This is a genomic window from Pseudomonas sp. SDO5522_S412 (genome assembly GCF_054071215.1).
The window spans coordinates 89,155-103,930 of record NZ_JBSVWQ010000001.1; the positions used below are offsets into that span (position 1 = coordinate 89,155).

General features: G+C 48.4%; 13 protein-coding genes and 1 pseudogene. 12 read left to right on the plus strand and 2 right to left on the minus strand.

What is annotated here, in order from left to right:
- The first annotated feature begins 38 nt into the window (after nucleotides 1–38).
- Complete coding sequence (locus tag ACW9I6_RS00400; RefSeq protein WP_457338643.1) at nucleotides 39–416, plus strand: DUF7768 domain-containing protein; 378 nt, start codon at nucleotides 39–41, stop codon at nucleotides 414–416.
- Nucleotides 417–786: 370 nt separating this feature from the next.
- Here the strand turns inward: ACW9I6_RS00400 and ACW9I6_RS00405 are convergent, their stop codons facing one another.
- Nucleotides 787–1,746 (minus strand): hypothetical protein, encoded by a 960-nt coding sequence (locus ACW9I6_RS00405; protein ID WP_457338644.1) that lies wholly within the window; start codon nucleotides 1,744–1,746, stop codon nucleotides 787–789.
- Between the two features lie 130 nt (nucleotides 1,747–1,876).
- On the opposite strand from ACW9I6_RS00405, the gene ACW9I6_RS00410 reads away from it, so the two are divergent.
- From ACW9I6_RS00410 to ACW9I6_RS00450, 9 genes and pseudogenes are all read left to right on the plus strand, one after another.
- Nucleotides 1,877–2,284, plus strand: a complete 408-nt coding sequence (locus ACW9I6_RS00410; protein WP_457338645.1) for a hypothetical protein — start codon at nucleotides 1,877–1,879, stop codon at nucleotides 2,282–2,284.
- Nucleotides 2,262–2,381: pseudogene (locus tag ACW9I6_RS00415) on the plus strand (integrase); the annotation flags it as partial. The gene ACW9I6_RS00410 and the pseudogene ACW9I6_RS00415, both read left to right, overlap by 23 nt.
- A gap of 395 nt (nucleotides 2,382–2,776) precedes the next feature.
- Nucleotides 2,777–2,986, plus strand: a complete 210-nt coding sequence (locus ACW9I6_RS00420) for a hypothetical protein (RefSeq protein ID WP_457338646.1) — start codon at nucleotides 2,777–2,779, stop codon at nucleotides 2,984–2,986.
- Nucleotides 2,987–3,245: 259 nt separating this feature from the next.
- Complete coding sequence (locus ACW9I6_RS00425) at nucleotides 3,246–4,583, plus strand: hypothetical protein (RefSeq protein ID WP_457338647.1); 1,338 nt, start codon at nucleotides 3,246–3,248, stop codon at nucleotides 4,581–4,583.
- A 402-nt stretch (nucleotides 4,584–4,985) separates the two neighbouring features.
- Nucleotides 4,986–5,183 (plus strand): hypothetical protein, encoded by a 198-nt coding sequence (locus ACW9I6_RS00430; RefSeq protein ID WP_457338648.1) that lies wholly within the window; start codon nucleotides 4,986–4,988, stop codon nucleotides 5,181–5,183.
- 37 nt (nucleotides 5,184–5,220) lie between these two features.
- Nucleotides 5,221–5,643 (plus strand): DUF6166 domain-containing protein, encoded by a 423-nt coding sequence (locus ACW9I6_RS00435; RefSeq protein ID WP_457338649.1) that lies wholly within the window; start codon nucleotides 5,221–5,223, stop codon nucleotides 5,641–5,643.
- A 306-nt stretch (nucleotides 5,644–5,949) separates the two neighbouring features.
- A complete protein-coding gene (locus ACW9I6_RS00440; protein WP_457338650.1) occupies nucleotides 5,950–6,627 on the plus strand; it encodes an HNH endonuclease in 678 nt (225 codons plus the stop codon).
- A gap of 566 nt (nucleotides 6,628–7,193) precedes the next feature.
- The gene (locus tag ACW9I6_RS00445; protein WP_457338651.1) at nucleotides 7,194–9,152 is read left to right on the plus strand and encodes a DUF3696 domain-containing protein; all 1,959 of its coding nucleotides are present in this window, start codon (nucleotides 7,194–7,196) and stop codon (nucleotides 9,150–9,152) included.
- 1 nt (nucleotide 9,153) lies between these two features.
- Entirely contained in the window at nucleotides 9,154–10,170 is a 1,017-nt protein-coding gene (locus ACW9I6_RS00450; RefSeq protein WP_457338652.1) for a hypothetical protein, read from the plus strand.
- Nucleotides 10,171–11,189: 1,019 nt separating this feature from the next.
- Here the strand turns inward: ACW9I6_RS00450 and ACW9I6_RS00455 are convergent.
- Entirely contained in the window at nucleotides 11,190–11,399 is a 210-nt protein-coding gene (locus ACW9I6_RS00455) for a hypothetical protein (protein ID WP_457338653.1), read from the minus strand.
- Between the two features lie 10 nt (nucleotides 11,400–11,409).
- Here ACW9I6_RS00455 and ACW9I6_RS00460 point away from each other — a divergent pair, with 10 nt between their 5' ends.
- Together ACW9I6_RS00460 and ACW9I6_RS00465 are read left to right on the plus strand one after the other, a co-directional pair.
- Nucleotides 11,410–12,666 carry an integrase domain-containing protein gene (locus tag ACW9I6_RS00460; RefSeq protein WP_457338654.1) on the plus strand — a complete coding sequence of 419 codons (1,257 nt, stop codon included), beginning with the start codon at nucleotides 11,410–11,412 and terminating at the stop codon, nucleotides 12,664–12,666.
- Between the two features lie 299 nt (nucleotides 12,667–12,965).
- A complete protein-coding gene (locus tag ACW9I6_RS00465; protein WP_457338655.1) occupies nucleotides 12,966–14,570 on the plus strand; it encodes a hypothetical protein in 1,605 nt (534 codons plus the stop codon).
- The last annotated feature ends 206 nt before the right edge of the window (nucleotides 14,571–14,776 follow it).

The following is a 14,776-nucleotide window of genomic DNA, read 5'->3' on the forward strand; positions in this document are numbered from 1 at the left end:
CCGCTGTGTCCGCAAAACAGAAGATCCCGGTCGCCTAAGTGGCTGGCCCTTACCGCGCAGCAACCCGCGAACTGATCGCCGAGAACATTGCTGAGGCCAGGTCGGTAGCCGTCGCCAGCGCCCGCATCGGCTGGCTCCCGCTCTGCCCCCACACCAATACCGCGCACTTCGATGACGACCTGCCCGGTCAAGACCAGTTCTTCCTCGACGGCACCCTAGCGCTGATGGAGCGTTGCGACGCGGTTGTCCTGGTCAATGGCTGGCGTTACAGCGCCGGCACACTGGGCGAGGTCCACCGCGCACGAGAGCTGGGCATGCCGATCTTCGCCTGCCTGGAGGATTTGCCAACAGCCGAAGAGTTCTCCGGCATGACGGTTGTGAATGCCAATGATCTGGTAACGAGGGAGGCTGCATGAGCCGATTCTGTTTTTGTAACTGCCCTGCAGGCTTCTCCGCTGATCCTGAAAGCCACGCACAGGATTGTCCCGGGCGATCCGGCGCGGGCAACGCACGAACTCCAGTGCCGGCCACACTTACCGCTTCGCAGCCGGTGGACAGTGGCGTGGATTTCGGAATTGAAGGGCGATCGGTGCGCGTATCTCAGGAGGTTTACTCGATCTTCCTGGCGCGTGAAGCGGCCGGACGAGAAAAGATCGCAGCCCTGCAACAGCGCCTGACCGCAGCGGATGATAAAATCGACATATTGTCCGGCGGACTGCGGCTAATTATGTCGTTCGGATCAGGTACAAATATCGCCGCGGGTGAAGACCGTTGCCAAGCAACCCCTCAACAGAGCCGATGGTCTCGCCAACACACCGACTCGTTGAAAATTTTGCTCTCTACAGGGCTTGCCAAATATGCTTCAGAAAGGTGAATGATAGGAGCCTCTACGGTATAGAATATAGAAAATCTATTCGCTCGCATCATGTCAAAAACCTGCGGCCCCCATTGTGCAACCTGCAAAATATGGAGCGCGGCTGCCGCGTCCAAGACTGAACGATAAGTACTACTGGAAAAACATCCTTCTCGATCATGTTTAACTTTATTGTAAGCGTCATACCAATTGATTGAAGCGGTCGGAAGTAGAACATTCCAGTATTTGAATGGCTGGAAAACTCTACCAGGGTAGTCTTTCAGCTCCACCTTCCATTCTGTCAATCGCAGAGGGTTGCCAACTCTGACGTAGTGCTTTGTGGAATACCGCCCCTTGGCCTCCTCTGCTAACTGGTTTGATCGAAGGACTCCAGCCCAGCAGGCTTCCACCTCAGTACAGAGCAAAATTAGAAGTTCGCGCAATCGGTGTCCATAACAGAGGTCATTAGCACGATTAGGCTCAACAACCCGAAATAAATCTTTAACCTCAAGCAATAAACTTTCAGTCGCAACAACGGACTCCAAGTAAGTCCTACCATAAATATTGCGTGGACTTAACTGATCGTAGTTATTCGACCAACCATCATCGAGAGATATTCCGCGCCATATTCTAGGATAGTACTGACCTGGCTTAAGATGCAGCTTATGAAATTCGTCAGGCAAATGGCGGGCATTCTGCCTAAGAACCTGCCGAATAGCGTCAAGGCCGACCTCTTCGGAAACATCAGCCTCTCCGGTTGCATTCTGAACTTGTACTGTTGCGGTTTGATACCAACCACCATACTGACTAAACCAACAACGCGCCTCTTGGCGATCATAGGAGGCAAAGGCCAAACTACCATCAATCGAAATAAAGCCGTAATAATGAGCCATAACAATCCGTGTCTTATGAAATTGTTTAGCATTCTAGCTCGAGTCTGATCTAGAACAAGGCCTTTAACTCGGCCACCTCTACCCCAAAAAATCATCATTGCCCCCTTGATTAGGCGGGCGAGGAATTCCTATGTCCGCAATTCTTGAGCATTTACACCAGGCCGCGAACGACGCACTGGTCAGTATCAGCGAACACCTGTGGCCAGGCGCCAAGCTGGCTCTCGTGGTTTACGAACCAGGAAAACCCAAGCTGGATATCGTGCTCAAGGATAAAGGTATTGATCTAAACGAAGTGGTCAGCGCCCTGCGCCGTCGCGGCAGCATCGACGGCGACAACGCCTACAAGCGCGATCTGTGCGACGCGATTGTCGGGGCGCTGGCACTGGGCGCCCAGAGCACCAACCCGCCACCGGCGGATCACTGGGGTCAGCGCTTCTGGGATATCGGCCGGGAGGAGCGCGCCAGCAGCGAGCAACTGCTGAAAGCACTGACGGCGCTCACCCAGATACCAGGCGAAAGCCGCCAGCGAAATCCTTGATCTGGGGGATGCAAGTCGACTGCTGGGGCACACGGACAAGCGGATAACCGAGACTGTTTATCGACGGGTCGGGGAGATCGTGAAGCCCACCCGATGACTCCGAAATTTGGAAGAGTTGCGGAAACCGCCCGAAATGATGCGGAAACGATCAGGCGCTTAACTGAAAGCATCGCCAGAGGCCAGAAACACAAAAGCCCCGCAATCGCGGGGCTTTCGTTTGAATCTTGGCGGGAAACCAGGGATTCGAACCCTGGAGACGCTATTAACGTCCGCCGGTTTTCAAGACCGCGATGCAAACTCAAGCGGGCCGGTACCTTGGCGGCCTTAGGCGCTCCATTACTCGCAACCACCAACCAAGCTACAGGCGGCATTCAGCAAGGGGGGCGGTTTTGGTTTGGGAACTGTTTTTGCCCTTCTCTGGGTTCTGCCGTTCTAAGTCAAGTACCTTCGTTTCACCAGCTGCTACGCTTCTCTCCATACGGAGAATCAGCTATGCCAAAATCAGACCTACTTCCCTCCCTTCTCTCAAAACTTTATGAAAACCAGCTGGCCCTCGAAGCTTCTATTATGGAGCTATCGAGTTGGATTGAGCAGCGCGGCTCCGCCGAGGTGGCTGAGAATGTGCGTGGTGCTCTGCACACCCTTGACGAGAACGAAGAGTTCATAAAGCTCACTCTGGCCGTCCTTATGACATCAGAATGATCGAAGCTCAAATCTAACACGTAGCCTCAACCGCCTTTATCAGAAACCGGTAAAGATTTGATGCTCAGGGTGTGTGGGTTTTAAGCCCTTCCGCAAACCAAAATCCCGAAGACGTGCACCGCTTCTTGAAGGAGATGAAACAAGTAAAAATGGCGACCTTCCGCTAGGTAGCGCCCAAACCTTCTCATTCAATTGATCCACGGATCAATCTCCCGTACCCTTGCTTCAACCGAATTTAAACATGAATGGACCTCATAAAATGAAGATTTTGGACGACATACTTTCGTCTATCTCAGGGAATACAAAAACCAGGATAAGCGACCCATTGCTTGGGGCCTTTATCATATCCTGGATCACTTGCAACTGGAATCATCTAGGAGTCTTAATATGGGGCGAAGGAAGTACTTCTGACAAAATCCATAATTTCTATATTTTCTTAACTGAAACTAAATTCATAGCTTTCAATACATTGTTTACGATACCCGCACTACTAACAATATTTTATCTTTTTCTTCTACCGTGGATATCACTTGTTGCAAAATTGATTTTAGAGTTCGCCAACAACAAACTACATCACCAAGCTGTCACAACCGAATTAAACCAAATAAACTCACAAAAAGATTTAAACAAAGCAAGATTACTATCAAACCCCGACAAACCTTTTCTAGAAGAAAGCATTAAGCTTGAATTAAATCGGAGAGAAGAAATTCTCGAGCATTTAAAGCTGCGAACCAAAAGACTTATGGCGAGAGCGCTTGAGGCAGAATCCGCATCAAAAGAGGCCGCCACTAAGGCTGAAGAGGCTTTAGCTAGAGCTAAAATAATTCTAATTGAAAGATCCAATAAAAATCATCAAGCGAGGCTAGAGCGAAATCGATTCCAAATAGAGAGCAAGCGACTCAGGGCACTACAGGAGTCTAATCGCTTCCCCTCTGCTTATCTTTATATGTCAATGATTGAAAATGGCATGAACAAGGATTACATACACATATCAATGACGACAGCAGCGGAAATCGTTGCTGCAGTATTTGGATATGATAGTTTCAAGGACCTCATCAAAGACCAAAACTTTAATAACGACGAGCTTTCTAAAGTCGAGTACATATACTACGACCAAAAAATACTTGCTCAAAAATTAGAGACCATCGTGGACGAGTCCTCTATAAAAAACGAAAGCTTTACTTCTGACATTATTTTTGACCATGTGACAGCCATGTTTGAATCTCTCAGCATGGAGCTGATAACGCTTGATGAGATCGTAGAAAAAAGCAATGATTTTTTTGAATCATCCAAATACGAACTATTTGAACTTGAAGAGCTTTCTTCTGAAATGGCCATTTCAAATACTACTTATGAGGAAATTGACTTTGAAGACATGGATTACATAAAACACTCCGGAGGCTTCACCTCCCGAATTAAAGCAATGGCAAGTGGCACTCACTATAAATTTGAACGTGCGCCTGGACAGAAAATGAGAATTTTTGCAGAAGTTAAAAGCGATGCAATTGTTGGTGAAAACGCTTTAGGCCCAATGGTATTCGGGGATATAAGCGGCAAAATCGTTGATACGCATACAGAAGAGGAATATGGTCGATAAGTTTCTATTACGTAAAAAACGAGAACTTAAGTCTTCCTTGGTTTTAATAGCCCTCGTTACTAGCTTCTCAAGCTAACACGAGGGTTTACTCCCTTCTGCCCCTGCAGGGGAATTAGACCCCTCACCCTGCGCCTGTAGGCAGCACCAGGCCGGAAAACACTAAGTTCTCCTCGCTTGTATCCTGCGCCAAGCGACCAGAAACGGCCCCAATAATGTCCAATTTTTCCCTAAACTACGCAGACCGTTAAACGCAGCGGCTCATTAGCGGCAGTCGCGTAGCCGCTACAGGCAGCTATCGGCCATGAGCCGCCGTTCGTCGATGAGCGCCGCAAGCGGTCAATCGATCAGTTTGAAATGTCTCCGACTACGCTAACCCGAACTGATAAAAACGAGAGTGGCTGAATGACCAAAGAAGAACTGAGACAACAGCTGCGGGAGCAGTTTGAGCAGCACTTGCAAGCGTGCCCCGATGCTGTAACGCTGTACGCTGCGGAGCCGCAGCCCGAAACAAGGCCGTGGAAAAAGAAACCGAGCGCTCTTGATCAGGCGTTTGCACAAGACCTGGCGGATATCGAAAAAACACTGCTGGCCAAGGGCTAACAGAGCAGAGCCTTATGCCAACTACAAGGAAAAATCCATGAATGAAGAGACGCGCATGACCCTGGAAGACATTGACTTCAGCAGGGTGGAAATCAACCCACCTAAACCAACGCAAGATCAGGCACAGATTTTATTGCGTACTGTCGAAGGCGCTGGTATTGCGTTATGGCGTGAATCACCGACTCAGCATGCTGAAATGCTACCCGCTCGGCGCGACTTGTTTAAGTACGAAGGTGGCTATAGTTGGGGCTACAGGGGCGAAGGCTGCAAAAATCTGGCATTTGCTATTGTTGGTCGTGTGTATGAATTCGACGATCTGTCGCAAGACGATATGTACGAGAAAGCAATCAAACTGGTGGAAACACTGATTCCAACCCTTAAACAGAATGTCGACCATGATTTGAGTGTCAACGCTATTCGCGAAAGTATTGGTGATGGAAAGCGTCCGATTTTCGACTGATTTATCTACAAAGCCTCGATGATCTGGGGCTTTTCCTTTATGGGAATCCGGCAGAATTCGGACAAAATCGTAGGCTCGATTTTCCGAGCTGTGAATCGCCCCTAATTTAGTAGTCAATCGATGACTGCGATTGGCCGTTTGCTGCCTGTGGTGATCGGCCGAAAACGGACAAAACGAGCCAAGGGGCAAGCCTATGAGGTCAGGGCGGCTCATGAATTAAGCACCTTGAAACAGCATTGCGCGATCTAGATTCTGCTAACGTTGACCACTTTAATCCGCCCATTCATTTTCTGTGAGGAATAACATTTGAGCTCAGCATATGCCTTTGATCTTAAGTTGGTCTGTGGCGGCTATGGTTACTTTTCAACACTAACATTAGGTAGCGCACCGGACTCAACCGGCGTTGAGGTTCGCAAGCCATCATTGGTCAACAGCGAAGTGTTTCCTGCCGCCCTTGAGGAATTAGGAGTAAGTTACATCATAGTTAATAACGAAAATAGCTACTACGACTGGACTTGTATTCAAGGGTGGGCGATTGCAGATGAGAAGTTTGTAAGGGAATGCATACCTCACTGGATAAAAAAAAGAAAGTGCTTGATTTCTCCTTACGGGTCTTTCACAGATATCGAGCTGGCATCAGCATCTATTCGAAAAAGAAGTTTTCGAGGCAAGTTCAAAAAAAGAATATTAGATAGAGATGGGAACAAGTGCATTAATTGCCCAGAAACGGATGGGCTAACTTTGCAGCATGTAAGACCATACTCGCAGGGTGGGGAAACCAGCTTTAGGAATTTAGTGACGCTGTGTGAACGTTGCAATCAGGATATGGGGGCCGGAACTTATAGGGAGCTATACGATCTCGCAAGTTTACGTTATTCGTATGAGCCTTCTTTGCTGAGAAACTCTGAGGTGAATGAGCGAGCAATTATCCGTGCAGCTCAGTTTTCTACAAATATTATGCATACCCGGTGTGAGCTTTACTAGGTAGTTCTAGAAAGGGCGCGTTGTAGGGGCAAGTCACATCTGGATCCTGACGTCCTCATGTGGCCGATCGCGAAAGACCTGAACCGGCGAAAAGCAGCATTCAACGTTTCCTAACCCTACAACCAAAGTAATAATAGGTAGCTAAAAGCAGTGGCGTCGGGCTCTGATGCGCATCCCCCTTCAATCTAAACAGCGCCAAATTGCATATCGTTACAAAGTACGATCTAGCCCGAGACGATTTGCAGGCAGAAATCCTTTTGTTTCGGATTGGGTTGCGAATTCCCATTGAGTGGGAGATGCGTTGCGGCGGCGGATTTCTAGCTCTACACATCAACTCTAACTGGGAGTGAGGTACACCACTCTTACGGAGCTTTGGATAATTGGCTGATTTTTCAGGCTATTCAAAGATTATCGATAGCTAAATGGATGTCAGAGCTCCAAAGCTACAAACAGATAGCATACAGCCTGCATGACCGAATGCTATAGACAAAAGAAGGTATTTAGTGTCAAGCTGAAACTATTTGCCCGTAGGCAATTTTCGATCGCTCGTTTTGCAGGGAGGCAAGATGTTAACATCTATTGAATTGAAGCGTTTTAAATCAATCTGTAACGATTCGCCAATACCGCTTGAGAACTTTTCTATTCTATGCGGCTCAAACAGCAGCGGGAAAAGCTCGCTTATTCAGGCGATATTGTTTTTGAGCCAAAGTTTTGCCTCTAGGTATGACAGAACATCTTTTGTCCTTAACGGGAACTTGGCAAAGCTCGGATCGTTTGCTGATATAAAAAGCTACTTTACAGAGGATGAGGATTTTGAAATATCATTCAGTCTAGGTCTAAATCATAATACTTGGTATTCAGATGGGCTTGAGCATGCAAAGATAATAGAAGCAAAGTTTTTGTTAGGCAAGCGCAATGGTAAAGGTGCGAGCCTTGAGGATGAGCTACATCCAGTTATCATAGAATCTGATATTAAGATTCTGATAGTTAAAGATGGTCAAGAAAGTTGGGAACGACTACGAATTAGAGATGCGGCATCTTTTGAGGCAGAAGCCCAGAATACAAATGATCAGCTTTATGATATAGTAGAAATTGAATCAAGCGAATTCGCCGAGATGAAAAGTAAGTATCCTGGCTTCAAACCGAAAGGAATGAAGAAAGACGGCTTCCTTCCCACTTCTCTGGTTTTTGAGTACGACCTTACTAGTCGAATTAGTCGTGAATCTGTTCGGGCGATGTCGATCCCGCCTTATGAATATACAGTGCTTACTAAAATGGCTGCTGAAAGTCAGGATTCCGTGACTATACCTGCAGCGGTATTCGTAAAAATCAAACAGTTGATTTCGGAAGAGCAACTCAGGATAAAGTTGGACTATAAAGTTCCTGACGCCCTTCTTAAAGTTTTAAAGTCTAACGCGCAGTTAAAGAAAAACATTAATCTCGAAGATTTCATTAAGCAAGATATTCACTCAAAATTTCCGCTAAATCCTGATTTATTAGATCATGCTTTATTAAAAGAGCAGAAAGTGAATGTGCGGACTTGGCATACATTCGTAAGAACTCTACCAGATGCGACTAGAGCGGAGCTATATCAGTTTATCAAAAAAAATCTCAACCCCCTTAGCGTTGCATGGTACGAGAGTTCAGCAAAAGTAAAATCTACCGACTCTTCAACTCTAAAGTCTTTTAGAATGCTAGAGCGCTACGTGAATTATTACTTCTCCCGATCTGTGAAATACTTAGGGCCATTACGAAACGAGCCTCAAGCGATTTATCCAACCATTGGAATGGCAAATCCACGCAGTATTGGTCTTAAAGGAGAGAATACTGCTGCAGTGTTGCATATCAACGAAAAGCGGATGATCACTTATTACTCGCCGCAACAACAAGAGGGCGGCGGCATATCCTTAGTTAGATTAGATGCGCAACTAATTGATGCCTGTAAAGACTGGTTGTCCTTCTTAGGAGTTGTAGACGACTACCAGACTGCCGACACAGGGAAACTGGGATACGAGCTTAAGGTAAAAACCAATCCAAGCGATACAGTCTGGCAAGACCTAACGCATGTCGGTGTAGGTGTTAGCCAGGTTTTACCAATTGTTCTAATGGCTTTGCTCTCAGACAATGATGACCTCTTGATTTTTGAACAGCCAGAATTGCACCTGCATCCAAAAGTTCAATCTAGACTCTGCGACTTTTTCATAGCTATGTCGATGGACAATAGACAGTGCCTAATAGAGACGCACAGTGAATACATTATTACAAGATTGCGCTCGCGAATTGCCCAAGCTGAGAATACAAAGCTTAAAGATATAAGTAGTATTTTTTTTGTAGATAAACTCAATGGTATATCCACCTTCTCGAAAGTCGACGTAAGTAGATTTGGTGCTATCGAAAATTGGCCCAAAGACTTTTTTGATGATTCCAATAGAGAGGTTGAAATAATAATACGAGAGGCCGCTAAAAAGAGAAAGAAAGAGCAGGTTGAGAAAATGCGGATGCTAAAAGACAAGGGGGGCGAATAATATGCAAGCAATTGCTACTTGCGAGTTCCTACTGTCGCCAGCACTTTGTGAATCGAATGTAGTAGATGATTTTTTTCTAAGTCTTACCCAGCTACATTCCGACATTTTACACTCGTCGGCGCCTCCTTTGATTGAAGAAGACGCATATTACAAATTGGTCGCATCAGATCGTTTCCCGACTGACAAAGTATTCTCTCAAAACATAAAGGAAAACGGGGTTTCCATTTTTACCGCCCAAGATATTACAACGCTTGTAAATAAAATTTTGGTAGATGCAAAAAGTTTATCTGATTCTGACCAGTACTGGGTTCAAGAGTGGAAAAACCTCCTTATTACCCCCCCTATAGGGGCTGTTTCTGAGCAACGAAGGGAGGAGCTAATTGAGTTTTTTTCCACCCTTGCCATCTATTCTTTATCGAACGATAAAGCTACATGCGCTCTACACTTTGAAAATGAAGCTTCAAATGAAACGAGCCTTCAAGGCGAGCTCGTGGATGCATTTCCGCTGGACGTAGTTTACCCGTTAAATGTTTCAAAAGTTATTAATGTATTTCCCGTGTATAAGAATTTTCTATGTGTTATAGGTCATGAGTTTTTCTTAAGTGATGTGAAGAGTGAATATGACTTTAAGCTCGCAATGTTCGCGGGAGCTCTTAAAGTGATGTCACAATCTAATTACTCCACTGATCAGTTTGAGTTGGATTCATTTTTTATTGGGCGCGATTTCATTGATTCGCTTAAGCGCAATCAATCATATATATCCTGCACCTACTTTGGCGTGGTTTTTGATACGGTCATTAACTTATTGGCGGGTACGCCGAAAAATGAACTTTCGCCATTCCGGGTGGGAGTAAACTCTACCGTTCAACGACTAAGCTCAGATAAGAGCATGAAAGCGTTCCGCACCCATATAACCAGTTCCGGACTAGCACTGCGTCTCATGTACTGGCAAAGTAACGATGGAAAAATTCTCCTCGCAAACGTAGGCCCAAAAAATGAGTGTAAAATTTCAGAGTGACGCTCGTTAGTATCCTATCGGGAGCGCCTGCTGATTGTGTGAATGTAGGATAAATCGCAAGTATTGAGGAGCTATCAATCCAATTCCGGCGTCTATCGCTGTATTGGGTGTTGGCTATTAGGCTGAATTCTCAATGGAAGATTCGCGGTGCTCCTGATGATTGATGCCGGACTTTTGCAACCCTGCCCGGATACCCTAGGCGTGCACCAAAAACCTGCGCGCCGAACTCGGACGAGGTTGAAGGTGTGTATGAATCGTCGCTGCTTCTGTAGACGACTTCAAGCGTCAAGGTAGGGCTGTTTACCCTGCGTAACTGCCCGCTTTTGGCCGATTGCTGCCTTCCACAGCGCGATCACCGGTCAGCAATCAACAAACCAGTTGTAAAAATGGTATCCCGCGGTAACCGACACAGCACATGTGCCAAGCGTCAATAGATACCACTGTCCTTCGACACCAAGCCACCACTGCACCTTGAACAGAAGAGCCCCCACCAATACGCAGGCCAGAACACCAAGAGCTAGGCCTACCAACGCGAACAGCCGAGCCCCTAACGCTGGATTTCCGCCGTGCCAGTTCTCACTCAGGCAAAAGGGGCAATGATTGGACGAAGGCGAATACCCCCAGAAACCACGGCTATATGACGCTCTCGGAACCATCGCTTTGCCACAGTTGTGGCAGGTAACCATCGAGTGTCTCATACCGCACCTCAGCTCAAATCGTCTTAGATGAGCCCATGGTGCGCTGCCGCTGAAAAAACCCAACTGCGTGACCTGACATCTACCCAGCAACCGGTCTGAGCTGGGCATCAAACCCTTCTGGCCAGCTAACCGAGGTTGTGCTGTACACGACCGACTCTATTAAATGCTCCCGGTGGTTGACTGGCCTCGCCCGGTCGCTAACGAGATTCAGGACGCCAGTTCAACTCCTTAAATAGCCGCTCATCGGAAATACGTGCAAGGGGGGCACTTATGGGGGCACTTAATAATGAAATTTTAAATAAATCCATTTAAAACAATATCTTATGTATAAATCTTTAATTCCCCCGGCTCCACCAAATAATCATCTAAAGACGTCCACGGACGTCTTTTTTTGTGCCTGAAACCCAGCAAAATCAAGGCTTTTTGGTCTGCCGGCGTCCATGGACGTCCGGCACAATCCACGACATCGGGTATTCCAGATGGTATTCCAAGCCCTTCAGTGGTAATTTTTGGAATACCAATTGATGTCATGGAACACCTCATGTGCGCCCAAGCCACCCGCCTCTCTGACCGCCAACTCAAAGCGGTAAAGCCGAAAGACAAGGACTACGTCCTCAGTGATGGAGACGGTCTACAGCTGCGTGTGAGGGTCAATGGCTCTACGCTATGGAACTTCAACTACCGGCAGCCGATTACCAAAAACCGCATCAATATGGGCCTCGGCACCTACCCAGAACTCTCGCTCGCTCAAGCCAGGAAGAAAACGGTCGAAGCCAGAGAACTTCTCGCTCAGGGCATCGACCCGAAAGAACAACGTAGCGAGCTGGCGCAGACAAAAAGGCAGGCAACCGAGCACACATTCGAGAACGTGGCGTCTGCCTGGTTTGAACTGAAAAAGGATTCTGTAACTCAGGCTTATGCCGAGGACATCTGGCGCTCGCTCACGCTGCATGTTTTTCCAACGCTAGGAACAACACCTATCTCGCAGATCAATGCCCCGACGGTCATAGAGCTGCTGCGCCCTATAGAAACCAAAGGCAGTCTGGAGACAGTGAAGCGACTGACCCAACGGCTCAACGAGATCATGACCTACGGCGTGAACTCGGGAATGATCTTTGCCAACCCGCTCAGCGGCATCCGGGCTGTTTTCAAAAAGCCGAAAAAACAGAACATGGCTGCCCTCCGCCCCGAAGAGTTGCCAGAGCTGATGGTAGCCATCGCCAATGCGAGCATAAAAAGAACCACACGCTGCCTGATCGAATGGCAGCTCCACACCATGACCCGTCCTGCGGAAGCCGCCACGACCTCCTGGACTGACATTGATCTCGACAAGAAAACCTGGACGATCCCGGCGGAGCGTATGAAGAAGCGACGCGCTCACGTCATACCGCTGACCGAACACGCACTTGCTCTGCTGGAAACGATTAAACCCTACAGTGGCCACAGAGAGTACGTGTTCCCTGCTGACAGAGACCCACGGACTCACTGCAATAGCCAGACAGCAAACATGGCCCTGAAACGAATGGGCTTTGAGGGTCGATTGGTGAGCCACGGCATGCGCTCCATGGCCAGTACCATCCTGAACGAACAGGGATGGGACGCTGAACTGATCGAGGTCGCACTTGCGCACGTGGACAAAGACGAGGTACGCAGCGCTTACAACCGAGCAGATTACATTGAGAGAAGACGCCCCATGATGATCTGGTGGAGTGAGCACATTCAGCATGCGGCTACCGGCAGTTTGTCAGTGTCAGCTATCAAGGAAAATCGGGATAAAAAAGTCGTTGCTATACGGTGAGCAAGGGCTACACAGTTGGAATATACCGGCTTCGATGGTGCAACCGTCCCTACTTGCATCTTTACGTTGAAAAATGCCCACAACCCAGACTTTAAGGGTGGTTAGGTACGACTTTCAGATTTCAGAGGTGCAGCCCAGCAAGGGCAGCGCGATTTGGAGATCATCCAGGCTACACGCGAGATCGAAAAATAAATGTCCAGGAAAATGAGCATCATCGTGACTCGGCTCGACACTTTTATGCAGCTGGTGAATGGCAAGCCGGAAACGGAGAAGAACAGCACGTTGTTGGTGGTTATCCGGTGACCGCCTCGACTCCAGAACTACAACGATGCCTTGATGCCTACCATAAGTATCGACTGCAAGCCGTCGCCTTGTCGGTTGCGGCGCTGCTCATGATGGTTGCCATGCAGCAATTGCCGGCTGAGTCCGTCCTGCTTGTCGGCAGGAAAGTGGGCTATCACGACCTCTTTACCGTATTACTGGCAACCCTATTCCTTGCCGGCGCGCTGGCATGGGCGGGTTATACCTTTCATCGCCTGCGCCAGCGTAGCTACGCAAACACGCTCGATAAACTCAATAACACCTTGCAAAACCAGCAACTGTCCGCTGTCCAGAACACCATTGCCACAGTCCGCGAACAGGCAAAGAGACAGCCACTGATTGCTGAGGCGCTGCAATCGCTGCAACTCCCGCTGAACCAACACCTCGACAACCTGACTCGGCGTCAGTTGCACAGCGAGCTTGCAGCTGAGTGCGCCAAGGCAACCAGACAATGTGACCAGCGTCTGAAAAATATCAAAAACCGAATTCCGCTAGTCATGGCCGAAAACAGCGTTCGCAATACACTAAGCGGTCTGCAACAGCGGCGCGAACAGCTTCATCGTCAATGGCAGCAGGCTTATCCGACACTGTCCTGGTGGAACAAGCTGAAATACGGCGGGGAACTGGACTTCAGCGAGATGGATAAAACCATCCATGAGCTGGAGAAAATGCAGAAAAAGATGCTATGCAAACATGCCGAGGACTTTGCCCTACTCGATACGCACTTTGCGGAGCTGAGCAACAGGGCAAAAAATAGAATCATATCCAGCCAGCAACAGATCCAGCACTTCATTGCCACCGAGGTGACGCGCGAACAGGTAGAGAACCTACCGCTGACTGCGGCACTCTGGTTCTCAGCCCTTTCGGTGCCGATTTCCGCCTGGGCGGATATGGCCACAGCAGGAGATATCTACGATGCCCTGCGAGAAGTAAACGGCAATTATGCGGGTATGAGCGATGCCGAAGTCTGGTGGCAAACCCTGTTCATGCCCAGTGAACAGCTCGCCGGGCTGGCCTCCTTGACCAAAGGTGCTTATTTCGAGCAGCTGGTTGCTGCGGATACAAGCGGAACTCTTTTTGAGCATTTCAACAACCCTGGCACCGACATCATCATTGATGGTCAGGCATACCAACTCAAAGCCACCGCCAGCGCCGTCTACGTCAACAGCGTCGAAGAGGATATTCCGGTCATCGCCACTTCAGAAGTGGCAGAACAGACCCGAGCCATCAACTCTGGCTACAGCAATGAAGAACTCGAACGCTCGGTAGAGCTTGCACTCGGCGACTCAGTTATTGACGTCAAAGATACGGCTGCTGATGCGTTACTGAGCGGCATCGGTGGGCTGGGACTGTTTGCCACCATACAGGGCATCAACCATGCAGCAGAGCGTCACAAGAACGGTGGCGATGGGGTTGAATCGATATTTGAAGGCGTCGGCGTTGCGATCGAAGGTACCGCACGAGCGCTGGTTGGCACTGCCGAACTGGGCTACAAGGTGCTCGCATCAAGACCGAGCCGCTTTGTAGGCCGCGTCCTTTTGACCGGGCTGAAAAAACTAGATAAGAAAATGATGGGCCAATAATCGAGAAACGGTCACCGACCAAAGAATTCAGACCCATCCGGGACGGGTTCAATCAGCGTATTGGGCACGCGCGCAAGGTATTCCCCGATGGAAGCTGGAATGAGCCAGCAATAATACAAGGATTGGAGCCAGTGTGTTCGATACCTGCGTTGCTCGCCTCTCGCTGCTTCCCTGTCTGTTTAGCAAATCCGTTTACATAAAAATAG